Raw genomic sequence first — 19,137 nt, forward strand, 5'->3', positions numbered from 1 at the left:
AACCTTCTAAGCAAGAGGGTGTATGGCTTAATGCATAGCCTGAATTTATCTTGCTTTTTAAGATCAAAAACGATATTAGTTATGAAGCTAATTGCAATCCTTCTTACAGTAACCTGTCTACAGGTTAGTGCTGAAGGTTTTTCTCAACAGATTACGCTTTCAAAAAATAGCGCTTCATTAAAAAGCGTGCTTCATGCAATAAGGAAGCAAAGTGGCTTTCAGCTATTATACAATACTGATTTGATTCAAAATGCAAAACCAGTAAGTGTAAATTTGCAAAATTCCGGATTGGAAGAAGCTTTAAAAGCCTCACTTAAAGGTCAGAATTTCACTTACGAAATCACTAATAAAATAATTCTGATTAAGCCTATTCAGACTAATAACGATGTTCCTAATGCCGATTACAATCGGGTTTTAAAATGGCAGGCTTTTAAGGAAATCCGTGGTAAAGTAATTACAAATGACGGGCAGCCTTTACCAGGTGTAGTGATCACTGAAAAAGGCACAGGTAATAAAACAGCAACTAATGCCAATGGAGAGTTTGAGCTGCGTAATGTTGCAGATAATGCTGTATTGGTATTTTCTTATATCGGTTACGAAAGTCAGGAAATAGCAACAATAGGTGCAGCTGGGCCATTAAATGTTACCATGATTCAAAGTGATAACAAACTAAAGGAAGTGAATGTAGTTGTATCTACAGGTTACCAGAATTTACCTAAGGAACGTGCTACAGGATCATTTAGCTTTGTTGACCAGAAAAAACTGGCGATAACTAATCTTGGTGCAACTGATTTTGCAAAAGGATTGGAAGGATTAGTCCCAGGATTGTTGGTAGGACCAGACGGAAAGATGCAGATCAGAGGTGCATCCTCACTTAGATCAGCTACACGCGAAGTTTTAATCGTTGTAGATGGTTTCCCTATTGAAACTGGTAATTTTACAGTGAACCCTAATGATATAGAAAATATCACATTTTTGAAGGATGCAGCTGCCGCTTCAATATGGGGTGTACGTGCCTCGAATGGTGTAGTTGTTATCAAAACCAAAAGTGGTATGGCTAATGATGGTAAAGCTGTATTTAACTTTACCAGTAACTTAAGCGTAACCAGTAAACCAGATTTCTCCTTCCAGCGTTTGGCCAATAGCTCAGATTATATCGATGCTGAAGTTGAGAGCATTAAGAGGGGATGGATCCCTTTTACCAATGCTGATAAGAATGCTTACTCATTGGTTGCAGGATTGTATTATAAAAATTATAAAGATCCTAATGGTTTTCCGATGAGCATGGTTAATAGCGGAATAGATCAGCTAAAGCAATACAATTCACTCAATGAACAAGATCTTTTTTACCGCAAAGCAGTACAACGTCAGCTAAATTTATCTGTACGTGGTGGTACTGAAAAGTATATGTTTGCCATCTCATCTTTATACACTAAAGAGTTAACAAATCTGACAGGTAAAAACAATGACAACCTGATCCTGAACTTTAAAAATAGTCTGCAGGTTCTACCTAAAGTAGTTTTGTCATTGGGCATAAATAGTACTTATGTAAAAAACGAGGGTAGTAATACCGGCTATGATTATGGCATTTCAAAACCATATGACAGAATTTTAGATGAAAATGGGAACTATGTTTCACGTACATCCAGAGTACCAGACCATATGAAACAAAGCTTTTATGACAATGGCTATTTAAGTTGGGATGATAACGCTTTGCAGAATATGCAAAACACAACAACTAAGAAAAGTACTTTTGCCTCAAGAATTAACGTTGGTGCAGATTACGAGATCATAAAGGGATTAAATTTCAGTTCTCAGTTCCAGACAGAGTTGAGGTTTACAAATAATGAAAATTTACAAGGTATCAATGCCTATTATCCACGATTAATGGCTAATACATGGAGAGTGCCTACGGGATCAGGCTCTTTTGTAAACAAGTTTCCGGTAGGTCCTGTATTTGATAAAGGTAAGGAAAACCAAAACAGCTGGACATTCCGTAACGTGGCAAACCTCGACAGACAGTTTGGTTCTGACCATGCTATTAATGCTGTCGCGGGTATGGAGTTAAGAAAAGTAGGCTTTACAAGTAATTCTGAACGTTATTACAATTATAACTATAAAGCACTTACATCTGATAATATAGATCTGGCTTCGCTTGGTATCACACAACTTAACGGACTTGGTGATTATAGCACTTATACATGGTTGCCCAATTTTGTGGATACAGATAAGCGGTTCTTTTCTTTATTTGCAAATGCTGCTTATACTTATAAAAGCCGTTACACGGTGTCAGGAAGTATCCGTATAGATCAGTCGAACTTGTTTGGTACAGATCCAAAATATCGCTACCGTCCGTTATGGAGTACCGGTGTAAGCTGGAACATGACGAACGAAGATTTTATGAGTTCAGTAGGTTTCTTAGATAAATTAATTGTCAGAGCTACCTATGGTATAAACGGTAACATTGGTAATTCAAGTCCGTATCCAATCGCACAAACCGGTAAAAACTTCAATACGCAAGAGAATATGCTGACATATATGAATCCTGAAAATCAGGCCTTGCGTCCTGAAAAAACAGCATCTAGCAACTTTGGGGTAGATTTCTCAGTATTTAATCGCCGTATTTCAGGATCGGTTGACCTATACAAAAAGAGGAGTTATGACCTGTTAGGCAATAGCATTCTAGACCCGACAACAGGTTTTTCAAGAGCTGAGAAAAATACAGCAATTATGACCAATCATGGTGTAGAACTGAACTTAAACGCTCGTATTTTAGAGGGAGATGTTCGTTTAGATGCTGACTTCAATATCGGATATAATAAGAATAAAGTAACAGATGTATTGACACCAAATAAAACGGCATCAGCTTATGCGAATTCAGAAGGACAAATTTCAGGATTACCACTTAGCTTTTTATATAGTTATAAATGGGCAGGTTTATCTTCAAAAGGAGAACCTCAGATTTATGATGCTGAAGGTAATATCAGAAGCTGGTCGCAAACACGTATAACTGATATCAATGCATTAAAATATGTAGGAACTATGGATCCTCCTGTTTATGGAGGAATGATGATTAATGTTGGTTATAAAGGTTTTACTTTTAGTCCGCAGTTTACTTTTAAAATGGGACATGTAATGCGTCAGAGCACTACAAAAACAGATATGACTGCAGGTGTAACATCTGATATTGCCAACAGATGGAAAAATCCGGGTGATGAGCAATACACCAATATCCCACGTATGTTCGATAGAGCAAGCATTGATGCAAAATGGAACGACTATTATAGAAAGTCTGATGTTTGGGATGATGATGCATCATTTGTACGTCTAAGATCAATGAGTTTATCATACCAGATGCCTAAAAAATTCTTGTTTAATGTATTTACAGCAGCAAGTTTAACTGCACAGGCTAATAATGTATGGTTGTGGACAGCCAACAAACAGGGCTTAGATCCTGACTACGTTAATTTACTTACAGGAAGCATTGGTTTTCCTCCGGTAAAAAACTACGTATTCTCATTAAATCTTAACTTTTAATTGGTACAGAAATGAAAATTTTTAATATATATAAATATACAGCAATAATGCTTGCAGTAGTACTTTTCACTTCCTGCAATAAGTTCCTGGATGCAGAACCTAAAGGTGTAGTTATTCCTACTAAGTTAGATGACTATCTTGCATTAATGAGTGCACCACTTGAAATTGGACGTACTTCAAATAATACTCATTACCTAACTGATGAGATAAATTTACCAGATGCCTACCGCGCCGGAGCAATTGGTTATCCAGGAACTGGTCCGATCAGGGCTTATGATTTTGAAGCAGAGTTGTATGATGTATCTGAGGAAGACACAGATTGGAATGTAGCCTATAGAACAATTTATGTAGCAAACTCGGTGTTATCCGGGTTGGAAACAAATACAGAAACAAATCAGGCAAAAAGAAACCAGGCTAAAGGAGAAGCATTGGTTCATCGTGCTTATACCTATCTTACTTTGGTAAACGAGTATGCAAAGCATTATAGCAATACTTCAGAAACTGACATGGGTGTACCATTAAATTTAAAAGTAGACATCAATGATTTGCCTGCAAGAGCTTCCGTTAAAGCTGTTTATGCACAGGTAGAAAAAGACTTGTTGGAAGCTGCTGATATCCTCTCTGAAAAATCAACTTATAGTTACAGACCAAATAAGGCTGCGGCGTATGGTGTTTTAGCTCGTATGTACTTATACATGGGGAATTGGACAAAAGCGTCAGAATATGCAGGTAAGGCTTTAGCTATTTATAATTTTATTTATGATTATACGACCTTTAGCCTGGCAACCCCAACAAAACCACAATCTTCAGCGATTACCGGTTATCCTAGTTCTTCAATAGCTAAAAAACATATTGTATTGTTAAAATATAGTTTGAAGGTTGGTAGCTATGAATTTAACTATCTCTTCTCTAATGAGCAATTCAACTTGTTAAATCCTATTGCTCAAGATCCAGCCTCTTTTGATCCGTATAAAGTAAATGATTTAAGAGAGACTTATGGTTCATCTCCTTATGGTTTTTCAGGTACCGCTTTCGTAAACAATGGAAAGGGAATTAGAGATTTCAATGGTACTTACGATTACAACAATAGTGGGATTACTACACAGGAATTAATATTGACACGTGCTGAAGCTTTAGCACGTTTAAATCAAACACAGCTTGCTTTGGATGATGTCAATGCACTTAGAAAGAAACGTATTCCTACAGCTAAGTATGCAGACTTAACTGCTGCAACGCCTGCAGATGCCTTAAATCTGGTATTACGAGAACGTCGTATTGAGCTTGCTTTTACAGGATTACGTTTAGCAGATATCAAGAGGTTAAACCTTGAGGGAAGAAATATCAGTGTAACTCATGGTAGCAAAACATTGCCCGCAAATAGTCCACGTTTTGTTTTACCAATCCCTTCAAAAGTGATTAGTTTAAACAATAACATCAAACAGAATCCAAGATAGAGAGGGGGAATTAGTGTGATGAAGAAGATCTTATTATTTTGCATTTTGTTAGGAAGCAGTATTATTTGTCAGGCCATTACTAAATTAAATGGCGTTATTAAAGTAGCAGACAACCGTACGGTTACTATTTATTTGAAAGAAGTTCTTGGTAATGAAGTTGGTAAGCCATACGAGGAAGAACTTAATATTGGAACCCAACGTTCATTTACAATGAAACTGGATATTAATAAAGCCGGTTTTTATAGTCTTTCTGTAGTTACACAAAAAGAAAATAATAAATCTGTACATAATAGTACTATCTATTTAAAACCGAATGATAAATTGAAATTGGAATTTCAAGGAAACAATCAATTCGGATTGGTTTGTAATTATAGTAAAATCACCAATGCAGATAATAAGGCACTGTTAGAAATCAACGAGAAATTTAACGATTACTTCCGTGCTTTATTTAACAGTACTGCAGATGTGGTTCATCAAAAAGAAGAGTTAAAGCAATTTTATGTATTAACTGATCAGGTGTTGACAGCTAAAAAAATCAGCCCTATAGTTCAGAAGTATTTAAAGTTTAAAGCTTTTGATGTGTACAATACACATTTATATCGTCTTGCATTAGAATACAGCAGGGGATCTAAAAACACTGTTCCTGTTGGGGCGGGCTTTTATGCTCAGCCTGTAGATCCCCTTTTTTACTTTAATGACCCAACAATTTTGCTTTTTGCAAATGGAGTGTCAAATGTGATCAGGTATCTTGAAGTATATATAGAAATGCCTGTTTATAAAAGAAGCAAAACACTGAAGGAAATCAATACTCAGATTGACTTGTTAAAAAGTATGGTGTCTAATGTACCATTAATTGATCAGGTGATAGAAAGTTTGCTGAGTAGCTATACTGCTTCCTATAAAATTACCAATGATTTTGAGCAAGACTTGAAAACCTATGTTAAAGTTGCAGCGCAAATTAATGACGTTGCAATCAGATCTAAGGTAAAGAAGGATTTTGAAAACTTAAGGTATACAATGAGAGGAGGTGCTTTACCCGACTTGAAATTTGAAGATGCAGAAGGTAAAACCGTAGATCTCGAACAGTTTAAAGGGAAATATCTTTTTATTGATTTCTGGGCTTCATGGTGTGTTCCTTGTATCAAAATGACACCTCTGGTGCAGAAGTTAGAAAAGGAGTATGAGGGAAGGAACATTACTTTTGTAGCCATCTCAATTGATGGTAATAAACATGCCTGGTTAAGCAAAATGAAAGAACTAAATATGCATGGTCATCAGTATTTAGACCAGACTGGTGCTTTTACCAAAAAGCTAAATATTTCAGGAATTCCTCATTATATGATCTATGATATGGAAAGCAAATTGTTGGTTTATAAGGCGCCAATGCCCGACAGTCCAAAGTTGAAAGAAATAATTGATCAATTATCAGGATTATAACGATCAGAAATAATCTCCATTTAATACAAAGCCCCGTATACCTTTAGGTTATGGGGTTTTTATGTATTCCCATTTTAGCTTTCCTGTAGCAGCATCTAAAGCAAATACCTTGTTCATGGCTGTCACCCCAAATAGAACTTTAGTACTATTTGTACAAAAAGAGGATGATAAATACATCCTCTTTTTTTTATTTTTTTCTGCATCATGCTTTAAGAAAAAATCACCTTCACTGAGGAAGCCTCAGGCGCTTTTTCACTTCAGAAAAAGATGCCAGATTCCGAAGAGAACGGTTATTTTTTACTTCCTTAACAATGTCTTCCAGCTTGTTTTACTTGCAATCAGTTCATCAAGATGACTGATCTCAATACGTTGCTGCTCCATTGTATCACGGTGACGAATCGTTACCGTATTATCTTCAAGGGTCTGATGATCTACAGTTACACAGAAAGGAGTACCTATAGCATCCTGACGGCGGTAGCGTTTACCAATAGCATCTTTTTCTTCATAAACGCAGTTGAAATCAAGTTTTAAACTATCCATGATTTCCCTTGCTTTTTCTGGCAATCCATCTTTCTTAGTTAATGGGAATATGGCAACTTTAACAGGCGCCAGACAAGGATGAAGGCGTAATAAAGTTCTGCTGTCTTGTTTATCTCCATCACTTAGATCCTGCTCTTCAAGTGCATTAGTCATTGTTAACAAGAACAGACGATCCAAACCAATTGAAGTTTCAATAACATAAGGAACATAGTTGCCATATGGCTTACCTTCCTCATTTAAGTCATTGTCAAAGTATTGCATCTTCTTACCAGAGAACTCCTGATGTTGTGTCAAATCGAAATCAGTACGGCTATGAATACCTTCTACTTCTTTAAATCCGAATGGGAATTCAAATTCAATATCAGTAGCAGCATTGGCATAATGTGCTAACTTAACATGGTCATGGAAACGATATTTTTCCGTTGGAGTACCCAAAGCAGTATGCCACTTTAAGCGTGCTTCTTTCCAGTAAGCAAACCATTTTTGGTCTTCGCCCGGGCGAACAAAGAATTGCATTTCCATCTGCTCGAATTCACGCATACGCATGATGAACTGACGTGCAATTACTTCATTTCTAAATGCTTTTCCGATTTGTGCAATTCCAAAAGGGATTTTCATACGTCCTGTTTTTTGTACATTCAGGAAGTTTACGAAGATACCTTGAGCAGTTTCCGGACGTAGGTAAACCTCGTCAGAATCTTCAGACATAGCTCCAAACTGCGTACTGAACATCAGGTTGAACTGTCGTACATCTGTCCAGTTTTTTGTACCACTCACAGGACACACAATGTCATGGTCTTCAATTAGTTTTTTAAGCAATGGCAAGTTTTCCGCTTTTAAGGCATCATCCATATCAGCTTGTAACTGCGCTGCTTTATCTGTTTTGCCGTCTTTTTCATAACGGGCAATTTTATCTTCTAATAACTGGTCGGCACGGTAACGTTTTTTTGAGTCCTTATTGTCTATCATCGGATCATTAAAACCATCTACGTGACCACTGGCTTTCCAAACCTTTGGATGCATAAAAATGGCAGAGTCGATGCCTACAATATTTTCATGCATTTGCACCATTGATTTCCACCAATAAGTTTTAAGGTTGTTTTTTAATTCAGCACCCAATTGGCCGTAATCATATACAGCGCTTAGTCCGTCATAAATTTCGCTGCTCTGAAATACAAATCCGTATTCCTTAGCGTGTGATATTACTTTTTTAAGTTGCTCGTCGTTAGTATTCTTTGCCATAATGATGCAAACTTAGATAAAATTACGGTGTTTTTCCTACTTTTGAGTTTGATCATCCGATTAGTATTAAAAATTTAAGAAATTGAGTATTCAGGTAAGTGCATTATCCAAACATTTCGATAAGCAAAAAGCAGTTGATGGGATTAGTTTTGAAGTTAAGCCTGGTCGTATTTTAGGTTTTTTGGGCCCAAATGGGGCAGGAAAATCTACTACTATGCGTATGCTCACTGGCTATACTTCACCTACCTCAGGTACTGCAACTTTATGTGGTTTTGATACTCAGACTCAAAGCCTCTCCTTAAGAAGGATCATGGGCTATCTACCAGAAAATACACCTTTATATATGGACATGTATGTAAAGGAATTTCTGTTGTTTGTGGCCAATACTTATCAGTTGAAAAATGCATCTCTAAGAGTTGAAGAGACAATTAAACAAGTAGGGCTTGGTGCAGAGCAACATAAAAGGATTTCGATGTTGTCTAAAGGGTATAAACAACGCGTAGGACTAGCTCAAGCTATTATTCATAATCCTGAAGTATTGATTCTTGATGAACCGACTTCAGGGCTCGATCCTAACCAGCTTTCAGAAATCAGAGATTTGATCAAAAGTCTGGGTAAAGATAAAACGGTTATTCTTTCTACACATATCATGCAGGAGGTTGAAGCTATTTGTGATGATGTGATCATTATTAACAAGGGGAATATTGTAGCTAATAATTCTATTGCCGAATTGAAAGCTAGCCATCCAGGTAGTAGTTTAGAGGATATTTTTAGAAAGTTAACTTCTGGGTAGAGGTAAGAAAGATCATAGGTAACCTCTTTTTTTTTGCGTTTTAGATATGGAATTTTCTAATTGTGTAACAATGGCAAAGTTTTTGTATCTAAGGAGTAAATCAAATTAAAAATATAAACATGAAAAAATTATTACTATTAACAGCAGTTGCAGGTTTATTTGCATTCTCAAGTGTTAACGCACAAGTTATTAAATCTCCAAAATTAAGTGTTGGAGCGGATTTTGGATTTCCAATTGGTGATGCAAGTGAAGGAACTGACTTCGCATTTGGTGGATCATTGCAATATCAACATCCTGTTGCTGAGAATTTATTATTAACAGGAAGCGCAGGTTATCTGAATTTCAAAGGTAAGGACTTTGACTTTGGTGGTGTTACTGTAAAAGGTGGAAATGTAGGGGTTATTCCGGTTAAAGCTGGTGCGAGATACTATTTTGGTGAGAACTTTTTTGTAAACGGTGAATTGGGAGCTGGTTTCTCTACTGAAAAAGGAGGATCTACTGCATTTATTTATGCTCCTGGAGCAGGTGTTGAATTTGAAGTTTCTGATAAGTCATCTGTAGAATTAGGTGCACGTTATGAAGGCCATTCAGTAAGTGGAGGAACTGCTTCTTTCATCGGTTTAAGAGCTGCATTTAACTTCGGTATCTAGTTAAAACACTTATTCTGTAAAGAATATTATAAAAAGGTTGTTCGAAGTATTTCGGGCAACCTTTTTCTTTTAAACATTATTAATCCTATGCGAGTAATTAGAATTTTTATAATAACATGAATATGGCAGTGTAACTACATAATTTTTTATAATATCGCTGATTAATCAAAATTTGATTGTAATGAAGAGAATACTGTTAACGGCAGCAGCCGGATTTTTAATGTTATGCAATACATATGCTCAGTCAAAAGCTGGCGAGGCTAAACTTGGACTAGGCCTGGATGCTGCATTTCCTGTTGGAAGTTATAAAGACGTTGCTGATTATGGTATTGGTGTTTCACTACTGTATCAAAAGCCTTTGACCGAGAATTTAAGTATCACTGGTAACATCGGTTATATGAGGTTTCATGGTCCTGCTATTTATAGCAACATCAAATACAAAGAAGGATATGTACCCATAAAAGCAGGTGCAAGATATGTTATCATTCCCACAATTTATGGCGCCGCAGAGCTTGGTGTCGCGATCTCTACAGCCAATGGTTACGGAACAGGAACTGCATTTACTTATGCACCAAAAATAGGCACTGAATTTAAAATCTCGAACTCCGGAACATTAGATGTTGGACTGAGTTATGAAAGCTGGAGCAGGAGTGGTGGTACACGTTCATTCGGAGGAATAAGGGCAGGATACAATTTTTAGCGGATAATTTTCTAACTTCGGCGTTAATAATCTGAATGCATGTACGCAGTTTTTAAACGGGAATTATTTAGTTTGTTGAATTCCATGATGGCCTATATCACCATCGGAATTTTTCTTTTGGTCATGGGCTTGCTGTTATGGTTTTTTCCAGATACTTCTATACTGGATTATGGATATGCTGAACTCAATGGTTTTTTTAGCCTGGTGCCTTTTCTTTTCATGTTTTTAATTCCCGCAATTACCATGCGCTCTTTTGCTGAAGAGCGTAGGGAGGGAACTTATATATTATTAGCCACACGGCCTATAACAGACTGGCAGATTATAATGGCTAAATACCTGGCTTGTTTGGTATTGGTGCTTTTTTCACTGATCCCAACGCTTATTTATTACTATTCCATATCCGAATTGGGCTTTCCTAAAGGGAATATTGATGGAGGTGCAGTAACTGGCAGTTATATTGGTCTTTTGTTATTGGGAGCCGCATTTACTGCTATTGGTATTTTTGCTTCATCAATCACGAAAAACCAGGTAATAGCATTCGCAGTAGCTGTATTTGTCTGTTTTATTACTTTTCAGGGGTTTGATGCAATGAGCAGGATATTTGGACTACAATATTTTGAAACGGTATTGTTAAGTCTAAGTGTCAACGAACATTACCAGTCTATTAGTCGTGGGGTATTAGACACGCGTGACCTGGTTTATTTTATCAGTTTTGTAATGGTGTTTTTAGGTCTTACCCGCTTAGTAATTGGAGGTAAGAAATGGTAAATAAGAAGAGTAAATGGCTTGGAATACTTGCTTTTGTAGTAACGATTGTCCTTTTAAATATTGCCGTGCAGTATTTTTATACCAGAATAGATTTTACCAAAGAGCAACGTTACACACTTAGCCCTAAATCTAAAGAAATCTTAAAGAATGTAAAGAGCCCGGTTAGTATAACTGTTTTTTTAGATGGTGAGCTACCTGCTGCTTTTAAACGACTTAGAAATTCGACGAAGGATTTATTGGCAGATTATAAAGCTTATGCTGGGACAGACATAAAGGTGATTTTTGTGGATCCTATTTCGGGTTTATCTGCTGCTGAACAAGATACAGCAATTAATAATTTGTATCAGGCCGGCATTGAAGCTACAACATTGAATATTAAGAACGATAATGGCTTCGCTCAGAAGACTATTTTTCCAATGGCAATGATTGCTGCCGACGGGAAACTTCTTCCAGTAAAGTTGTTACAGAATCTCGACGCAACTGGTAATTATGAGGAAAATATAAATAATTCTATTCAAAACCTGGAATATCTGTTCACTTCGGGTATGCAAAAAGTGCTGAGTGGTGAGCATCCTCGGATTGGTTTTACAGAAGGGAATGGTGAATTGCCTGATGTATACTTACACGATGCCATCAAGAGCCTTTCTGAAAGTTATGAAGTTGGACGAGTGAATCTGGATCAGATTGATAAAAGTGGGTTGGATAAATTGAAATTACTGTTTATTACCAAGCCACAAAAGGAATTTACTGAAGCCCAGAAGTACAAGATTAATTATTTTGTGATGAATGGCGGTAGAGTAGTATGGAGCATTGATCAGGTAGGGGCAGATCTGGATAGTTTAAAAGGTGGTGAACAGCTGGCTTTTAACAGAAAACTGAATCTTGATGATATGTTGTTTATGTATGGTGCAAGAATCAATTACAACCTTGTTGCTGATGCAAACTGTGCTGAAATACCTTTGGCAATGGGTGGTGCACAAGCACAAATACAAATGGCGCCATGGGTATATTACCCCTTACTAATGCCAGATTCATCAAGCTCAATTGTAAAAAATATTGATAATATCCGGACTGAGTTTGTAAGTACAGTTGATACCATTGGTGTTAAAGGAATCAGTAAAAAGTCTATACTTCAGACCTCATCATTTAATAAGGTTTTTAATGCACCTCAAATGCTTTCTTTACAAATGGTGGCCGAACAGCCTGATCCGCGTGACTATGCTAGTGTGCCACGTACTGTAGGGGTATTATTAGAAGGAGAATTTCCTTCTGTCTTTTTAAACCGCGCCTTACCTGCAGGCATTGAAAAGGATTATGGATCACCTCAACTTAGCAAACCCACAAAAATGATTGTAATTGGAGATGGTGATATTTTCAAAAATCAGGTAAGTGGGAGGGATGGATCTACATTTCCATTGGGTTTTGATAGGTATTCACAAAGAAATTTTGGAAATAAAGCATTGTTATTAAATATCGCAGATTATCTGTCCAATGATAATAATTTAATCAGTTTACGCAATAAAGAGGTTAAGATCAGGTTATTGGATAAGACTAAGCTGCGTGCCGAAAAGTTACAATGGCAACTGATTAATATAATTGTACCTTTACTATTGTTAATATCCTTTGCAATTTTTCAACATTATTACCGTAAACATAAGTATACACGGTAATTTTTATATTTTTGAGAACTTACTAGATCATAATTATGAGATTTATTGTATCCACATCAACGCTATTAAAACATTTGCAAACTGTTAACGGTGCATCGAGCAGCAGCACTGTTTTACCTATACTGGAAAATTTCCTGTTTGAGATTAAAGATGGAAATTTAACGATCTCTGCTACAGATTTGCAGACTAGTATGACTACCTCATTGCCTGTTGAATCTAAAGAAGGCGGGAAAGTTGCAGTACCGGCAAGAATCCTGTTAGACACTTTAAAAACATTACCTGATCAACCAATATCATTCAATATTGATGACAGTACTTTCTCTATCGAGATCAGTGCAGGTGATGGTAAGTATAAATTAAGTGGAGAGAACGGTGACGATTTTCCGAAAATTCCAGTAGTAGAAAATGCTTCTTCTGTGAATTTACCTGCTTCTGTATTAACTGAAGCGATTACAAAAACTATTTTTGCGGTAAGTAGTGATGAACTTCGCCCTGCAATGACTGGTGTATTTTGTCAGCTTTCTGAGCAGCATATTACTTTTGTAGCTACCGACGCGCATAAATTGGTAAGATATAGGCGTATGGATAGCAAAGGTGAAAAGAGTTCTTCTTTTATTTTGCCGAAAAAAGCTTTGACCTTGTTAAAAGCTGCTTTACCATCAACTGATATCAATGTTTCTGTAGATTATAATGCTACAAGTGCATTCTTTAAATTTGAAAATATTAACCTTGTTTGTCGCCTGATTGATGAGCGTTATCCAGATTATGAAGCTGTTATTCCTGCAAATAACCCTAACAAATTGGTTATCGACAGAGCTTTGTTCTTAAATACATTACGTAGGGTAGTGATTTTTGCAAATAAAACTACACACCAGGTACGTTTAAAAATTAATGGCAGTGAATTAAACATCTCTTCTGAAGATCTTGATTTCGCTAATGAAGCACATGAGCGCCTAAGCTGCCAGTATGAAGGTGAAGATCTTGAAATCGGATTTAATGCTAAATTCCTTATCGAGATGTTGAGTAATTTAAGTGGAGAGGAAGTAACTCTGGAGCTTTCAACACCAAATCGCGCAGGCTTATTAATCCCTCAGACTAATGATGAAAATGAGGATGTTCTGATGCTTGTAATGCCTGTAATGTTAAACAATTACAATTAGTACTTAAAATAATTAGCTAGAATGGCTTGGTTTTTGACCGAGCCATTTTGTTTTTAACGATTCTAAAAATAAAGATATGAAACCATCATTTTTATTATCATCGAAAGCTGGAAAAGTTTTCATGGTAGTTTGTCTAAGCGTAATAGTATTAGTTGCTTCTTGTGGTAAAAAATATGATCCTGTACCTGAGCCGGTAGGTGATGCTAAAATCAGATTTGTTAATGCTTTACATGGCTCAGCCGCACAAGATTTCTATGTGAATGGAACTAAAAAAAGCACAACACCTCTGGCCTATGGAGCAACCTCCGAAAATTTGACAATTACTTCAGGGCAGAATGCTTTTAACTTGAATGATGCGGGTTCTACTGTAGTAAATGCAAGTATTCAAGGGAACGTTTCTATTGGCGACCGATTTACTTTTTTGTATTTTAAACATCCTGAAGGCAAATTGGTATTGGCTCCGGTTCCTGATGTAGCAAGTAATCCTGTTGCTGGCAAAGCGAATGTAAGATTTATTAATTTGAACACTACTTTAAACAGTCAATTAACAGTGCATACAGTTGGTGTAGTTTCTCCTACTATTCCTTCTTTAGGTGCTCAAGCTATTTCAGATTTTTTTCCAGTTGATGCAGGTACAAAGTTTTCTTTTTCTGCAACTGGCTGGCTTACTGCTACTGATTATGATGGTGCTATTGTTGCCGGTAAAACTTATACGATATGGATTGATGGAAACACTGATCCTGCCAATAAACAGTTAATCGGACATATTTTCGAACAGAACTAGTTTAATAAAGAATAAAATTAATATGACATTTCTATTTATAAATATATCATGGTTTATGCCATGATATATTTATTTTTGGGCTTAATTTATAAGATTTGGAATTTTTCAGTTTTTTAATAGACTTCCTCCTGCACATTGACAAGCACCTGGAAGAAATCATCAGAGATTACAGTACCTGGACCTACGCTATCCTTTTTTTAATCATTTTCGCTGAAACAGGCTTTGTGGTAACACCATTTTTGCCAGGAGATTCTTTGCTTTTCGCAATGGGTGCATTAATTGCCGGCGGAAATACTGGTTTGAGTATTTGGGTAATGATGATCTTGCTCATCGTTGCTGCAATTTTAGGAAACTCCCTGAATTATAAACTCGGGAGCTTTTTTGGTGTAAAGGTATTTAAACCGGGGAATAAGATTCTTAAGTTAGAATACTACAATCAATCGCATGAGTTTTTTGAAAAGCATGGTGGTAAAGCTATAATCTTCAGTAGGTTCTTACCTATTTTTAGAACTATTGCTCCTTTTGTGGCTGGTGTAGCAAAAATGCCTTTCGGAAGATTTACCCTATTCAATGTTGTTGGTGGGGTAGCCTGGATTGCTGGTTTATTATTGGCTGGCTTTTTACTGGGGCAAATTCCTGTAGTTAAAAAGAACTTCGATGTTGTAATTATTGTAATCGCAGTCGTTACTTTCTTCCCAGCAGTATATGCAGCTTTGAAATCTAAATTTCAAAAGAAACCTGTAGTGGAAGTACTGGACGAAGCACTTACTCCAGAGGAAGAAGAAAAAACAAACTAATATTTTAATATTGGCTGTCCGGCATCAATCCAGGCAGTATACCAATATGATCCGATACTTAATATGGCTGAGCGCATTTGTCGCTCAACCATATTTTCCATTCTATCGTGATATGCTTTTGAATAGGCAAAGGAATATTGCCTCAATAATTGATTGTTTCTTTTAGAATAGCTATACTTTTTGTGGGCCGGAAATTCTTTACTTAACCTGGCTTCAAAATGTAATACCGTATCTACCATGGTATGCGTATTCTTCACAATCTTCCAGGCTTCTTTTAAAGGATTCTCTATATAACGGGCAGTTCCAACAACATAGTTATAACGTTTTGCAAATAGTTCTGGTAAACGACTTTCCCAAAAAGCATGTATGCCCAATTGGCTTGTGAGTTGACCATTATGGTTTTGTGTGGTATGCAGTGGAACATGTGCATCTGCAATATAATGGCCTAAATAGGCGGAATAGATTAATATTTTTAAGGAATCTTTCTCTTTAAAAGCATTGACAAGTTTATAATAGCTTTTTTGGATCTGCCAGGGTAAGATACCATTCTTGTTTAGTTTAGTCCACCCATAGCGTTTTAATGCATCTTCCCATTTGTAGGGGATGCTATCTATATGTTTCTCATATAATTCTACATCCAAAAAGTGTCTTGCAGCTTCAGCCGTATCTGCATACCTCCGTTTATCAGGGTCTACAGCATGATCTGAAATGTATTTGATGTTGTTCTTATAAAAAGAATTGATGCCAGCAGGGAGCGTAAAAACGGCTAAATGGTTGATGCGCATATGGGCGTAGAAACCCCAGGAGCTGCAGGTGATAAGGATAACGATTAGACTTACAGTAACGAATAGATTTTTCATTACTGTAAGTCTATATCAATTGGGCTATTGCCTGGTAATTTATTCTATACTTTTTCCTTTCATAGCAGCAGAAACTGCTACATCCATCACCCTTTCGGCAAATGGACGGGTGAATTCATTTAGCTCATCGGCCTTTTTAAGGATTTCATCCTTTTGGGGATTTGTCAATGCTACTTTTAAAGCTTCAATATGTGTTTTGGTATCAGCTATTTCAGCTTCTGTAAGGTATGTCGCATGTTTTTCAATAAAACGTTCTGCAGTATATACCAATTGTTCACCCTCACTTCTTGCTTCAATCAGCATACGCTGTTCTACATCACTTTTAGCATGAGTAATACTGTCTACCAGCATTTTTTCAACTGTATCATCTGTTAAACCATAACTAGGTTTAATATCTATCTCCTGTTTAACGCCTGAGCGTAATTCTACTGCTTGTACTGTAAGAATACCGTCGGCATTCAGGATAAAGTTAATGTCAACCTTTGGCAGGCCTGCTGGCATTGCTGGGATTCCTTTCAGGTCAAATTCTGCAAGTCTTCTGTTTTCCTGTACCAAATCACGTTCTCCCTGGAAAACAGTGATCTTCATGTTTACCTGCCCATCAACCGAAGTTGTGTATTGTCGGCCAGCCTTAGTAGGTACTTTTGAATTTCTCGGGATAATCACATCCATTAATCCTCCCATTGTTTCAATCCCTAACGAAAGTGGTGTTACGTCAAGCAGAAGAATGTCAGAACGGTTTCCGGCAAGAATATCTGCCTGAATTGCTGCACCAAGGGCAACTACTTCATCAGGATTGATCTGATCATGAGGCTGAATGCCAAAGAATTCAGCTACCTGCGATTTAACATAAGGTGTTCTGGTTGATCCGCCAACCAATACTACTTCATCAATCTCAGCTACAGTTAATTTTGCATCACTCAATGCTTGTTTGCAGGAGCTAATGGTTTCCTGAACTTTTGGAGCGATAAGTTGCTCAAATGTTTGTTTATCTAATGTACACCAGATATCGCCCATTTGTTCATTAAATAGGTTCTGGGTACTTAAGGCTTTTTTAGCAGCTTCAGCTTTTAATCTTAATGATTGCATTAATGACGCATCTTCTGCAAGTTTAGCCGGATCAATTTTATTTTTCTCTATCCAGTAGTGAACAATTGCACGGTCAAAATCATCGCCCCCTAAAAATGTATTACCATTAGTAGCCAAAACTTCAAATATGCCGTTCTGTATAGAAAGAATAGAAACGTCAAATGTTCCACCACCCAGATCGTATACTGCAATAGTTTTTTGTTGAGTAGGATCAAGACCGATTCCATAAGCCAGACTGGCGGCTGTTGGTTCGTTAACGATTCTTAAAACATCCAATCCAGCTAATCTACCCGCATCTCTGGTAGCTTGGCGCTGACTATCGTTAAAGTAAGCAGGGACTGTAATGACAGCTCTGTTTACAGGCGTCTTTAATGCATGTTCTGCACGTGCTTTTAATTCTTTTAAAATCTCTGCTGATAACTCAATAGGAGTATAGAATTTATCTCCCGCTTTTATCTTTACCAGTGAATCGTTCTCGTCATCAATGATTTTATAAGAAAAAGTATCCTGGTGACCAGCGACATCTTTATAAGAACGGCCTAATAGGCGTTTTACTGAGAATATAGTATTTTCAGGATCTGTGGTTAAAAACTCTTTAGCTTCAGTACCTACAATAGAATCGCCTTGTTTGTTGAAATGAACTACAGAAGGAACTAAAAGGCCTTTTCCAGTATCATTAATCACAATGGGTTTTTTATCGGGATTGATAAATGCCACTAAACTATTCGTAGTACCCAAATCAATTCCAACGATGATTTCTTCTTTTTGCAGGGAACCTGTTGCCAGGTTAATGGAGATCTTTGCCATAGTCTGGCAAATTTAGGAATGTTTCGGGTCTTTTTTGTTGGAATGTTGCAATGTTTGAAAACCGGATGCACTTTTCTTTCGTAAGTCTCCATATAAAACTTTAGAACCAAAAAGTTAGTGGACTGTACAAGCAGTTCCTTTAGACATTTAAACTTAAAAGACTATGAAAAATTTACAAGAAAAAAGTATGCTGACTGCACCATTGCAGCGTCGTTCTTTCCTCCAGTTTGCAGGGGCGGGAGCTGCAGCTATGGCTTTAGTTGCAGTGGGTTGCAAAAAAGACAGAAACAATGGGCCGATGCCTTCGGGGGTTACATTAGATTTTAAGGATGATTTTGGCGTATTAAATTACGCTTATGCTTTAGAGCAACTTGAAGCAGCATTTTATATTCAGGTAGCTTCTAAACCGCCTACTACATTCAGTCCAGCCGAAAAAACATATTTTCAGGATATTCAATTTCATGAAATCGCACACAGAGAGTTTTTTAAAAAAGCATTGAATACTGCTGCAATAGGTAGTCTGGAAGTGGATTTTTCCACTATAAATTTTAATGATCGTACTAGTGTTTTAAATGCGGCTAAGGCTTTTGAAGATTTAGGTGTTGCTGCATATAATGGTGCCGGGGCTCGTATTAAAACAGATGCTTATCTGGTAGCCGCTGGTAAAATTGTATCTGTTGAAGCCCGCCACGCAGCTTATGTTCGCGATTTAATTTCGAACGGAAGCTTTGCAAATGCAGAAGTGGTCAATGCTCAGGGCTTGGATATGGCTTTATCGCCTGATAAAGTTTTGGCTGCTGCCGGAAAATTCATCAAGACCAAAATTAATGTCATTAACCTTTAAACCTT

Annotated in this window: 16 protein-coding genes; 12 read left to right on the plus strand and 4 right to left on the minus strand. The window is 36.9% G+C overall.

The window, feature by feature from the left end; translation table 11 throughout:
• The first annotated feature begins 81 nt into the window (after window positions 1–81).
• From WC623_RS15050 to WC623_RS15060, 3 genes are read left to right on the plus strand one after another with little or no spacing between them, the layout of a single operon-like run.
• The gene (locus tag WC623_RS15050) at window positions 82–3,537 is read left to right on the plus strand and encodes a SusC/RagA family TonB-linked outer membrane protein (protein WP_372852478.1); all 3,456 of its coding nucleotides are present in this window, start codon (window positions 82–84) and stop codon (window positions 3,535–3,537) included.
• An 11-nt stretch (window positions 3,538–3,548) separates the two neighbouring features.
• Window positions 3,549–4,991 carry a RagB/SusD family nutrient uptake outer membrane protein gene (locus tag WC623_RS15055; protein ID WP_372852480.1) on the plus strand — a complete coding sequence of 481 codons (1,443 nt, stop codon included), beginning with the start codon at window positions 3,549–3,551 and terminating at the stop codon, window positions 4,989–4,991.
• Window positions 4,992–5,009: 18 nt separating this feature from the next.
• Window positions 5,010–6,428, plus strand: a complete 1,419-nt coding sequence (locus tag WC623_RS15060) for a TlpA family protein disulfide reductase (RefSeq protein ID WP_372852482.1) — start codon at window positions 5,010–5,012, stop codon at window positions 6,426–6,428.
• Between the two features lie 48 nt (window positions 6,429–6,476).
• Here the strand turns inward: WC623_RS15060 and WC623_RS15065 are convergent, their stop codons facing one another.
• Both WC623_RS15065 and WC623_RS15070 read right to left on the minus strand, forming a co-directional pair.
• Window positions 6,477–6,605: a hypothetical protein gene (locus WC623_RS15065; protein ID WP_372852484.1), complete on the minus strand. Its 129-nt coding sequence runs from the start codon at window positions 6,603–6,605 to the stop codon at window positions 6,477–6,479.
• A gap of 120 nt (window positions 6,606–6,725) precedes the next feature.
• A complete protein-coding gene (locus WC623_RS15070) occupies window positions 6,726–8,210 on the minus strand; it encodes a glycine--tRNA ligase (protein ID WP_372852486.1) in 1,485 nt (494 codons plus the stop codon).
• Window positions 8,211–8,292: 82 nt separating this feature from the next.
• On the opposite strand from WC623_RS15070, the gene WC623_RS15075 reads away from it, so the two are divergent.
• From WC623_RS15075 to WC623_RS15110, 8 genes are all read left to right on the plus strand, one after another.
• Window positions 8,293–9,003 (plus strand): ATP-binding cassette domain-containing protein, encoded by a 711-nt coding sequence (locus WC623_RS15075; protein WP_372852488.1) that lies wholly within the window; start codon window positions 8,293–8,295, stop codon window positions 9,001–9,003.
• A 119-nt stretch (window positions 9,004–9,122) separates the two neighbouring features.
• Window positions 9,123–9,653, plus strand: a complete 531-nt coding sequence (locus WC623_RS15080) for a hypothetical protein (RefSeq protein WP_372852490.1) — start codon at window positions 9,123–9,125, stop codon at window positions 9,651–9,653.
• A 181-nt stretch (window positions 9,654–9,834) separates the two neighbouring features.
• Window positions 9,835–10,353: a hypothetical protein gene (locus WC623_RS15085; protein WP_372852492.1), complete on the plus strand. Its 519-nt coding sequence runs from the start codon at window positions 9,835–9,837 to the stop codon at window positions 10,351–10,353.
• 39 nt (window positions 10,354–10,392) lie between these two features.
• The gene (gene gldF, locus WC623_RS15090; RefSeq protein ID WP_372852494.1) at window positions 10,393–11,121 is read left to right on the plus strand and encodes a gliding motility-associated ABC transporter permease subunit GldF; all 729 of its coding nucleotides are present in this window, start codon (window positions 10,393–10,395) and stop codon (window positions 11,119–11,121) included.
• The gene (gene gldG / locus WC623_RS15095) at window positions 11,115–12,791 is read left to right on the plus strand and encodes a gliding motility-associated ABC transporter substrate-binding protein GldG (RefSeq protein ID WP_372852496.1); all 1,677 of its coding nucleotides are present in this window, start codon (window positions 11,115–11,117) and stop codon (window positions 12,789–12,791) included. The genes gldF and gldG overlap by 7 nt, the downstream gene beginning before the upstream one ends.
• A gap of 35 nt (window positions 12,792–12,826) precedes the next feature.
• Complete coding sequence (gene dnaN / locus WC623_RS15100) at window positions 12,827–13,951, plus strand: DNA polymerase III subunit beta (protein WP_349785465.1); 1,125 nt, start codon at window positions 12,827–12,829, stop codon at window positions 13,949–13,951.
• Between the two features lie 76 nt (window positions 13,952–14,027).
• Complete coding sequence (locus WC623_RS15105) at window positions 14,028–14,735, plus strand: DUF4397 domain-containing protein (RefSeq protein ID WP_372852498.1); 708 nt, start codon at window positions 14,028–14,030, stop codon at window positions 14,733–14,735.
• Between the two features lie 95 nt (window positions 14,736–14,830).
• Entirely contained in the window at window positions 14,831–15,532 is a 702-nt protein-coding gene (locus tag WC623_RS15110) for a DedA family protein (protein WP_372852500.1), read from the plus strand.
• Here the strand turns inward: WC623_RS15110 and WC623_RS15115 are convergent.
• Both WC623_RS15115 and hscA read right to left on the minus strand, forming a co-directional pair.
• Window positions 15,529–16,392 carry a zinc dependent phospholipase C family protein gene (locus WC623_RS15115; protein WP_372852502.1) on the minus strand — a complete coding sequence of 288 codons (864 nt, stop codon included), beginning with the start codon at window positions 16,390–16,392 and terminating at the stop codon, window positions 15,529–15,531. The genes WC623_RS15110 and WC623_RS15115 overlap by 4 nt on opposite strands.
• A gap of 39 nt (window positions 16,393–16,431) precedes the next feature.
• On the minus strand, window positions 16,432–18,288 hold the full coding sequence (hscA, locus tag WC623_RS15120) for a Fe-S protein assembly chaperone HscA (RefSeq protein WP_372852503.1): 1,857 nt from the start codon (window positions 18,286–18,288) through the stop codon (window positions 16,432–16,434).
• A 163-nt stretch (window positions 18,289–18,451) separates the two neighbouring features.
• Here hscA and WC623_RS15125 point away from each other — a divergent pair, with 163 nt between their 5' ends.
• A complete protein-coding gene (locus tag WC623_RS15125; protein ID WP_372852505.1) occupies window positions 18,452–19,132 on the plus strand; it encodes a ferritin-like domain-containing protein in 681 nt (226 codons plus the stop codon).
• Window positions 19,133–19,137 lie beyond the last annotated feature (5 nt).

Source organism: Pedobacter sp., assembly GCF_041645105.1.
Taxonomy (GTDB): domain Bacteria; phylum Bacteroidota; class Bacteroidia; order Sphingobacteriales; family Sphingobacteriaceae; genus Pedobacter.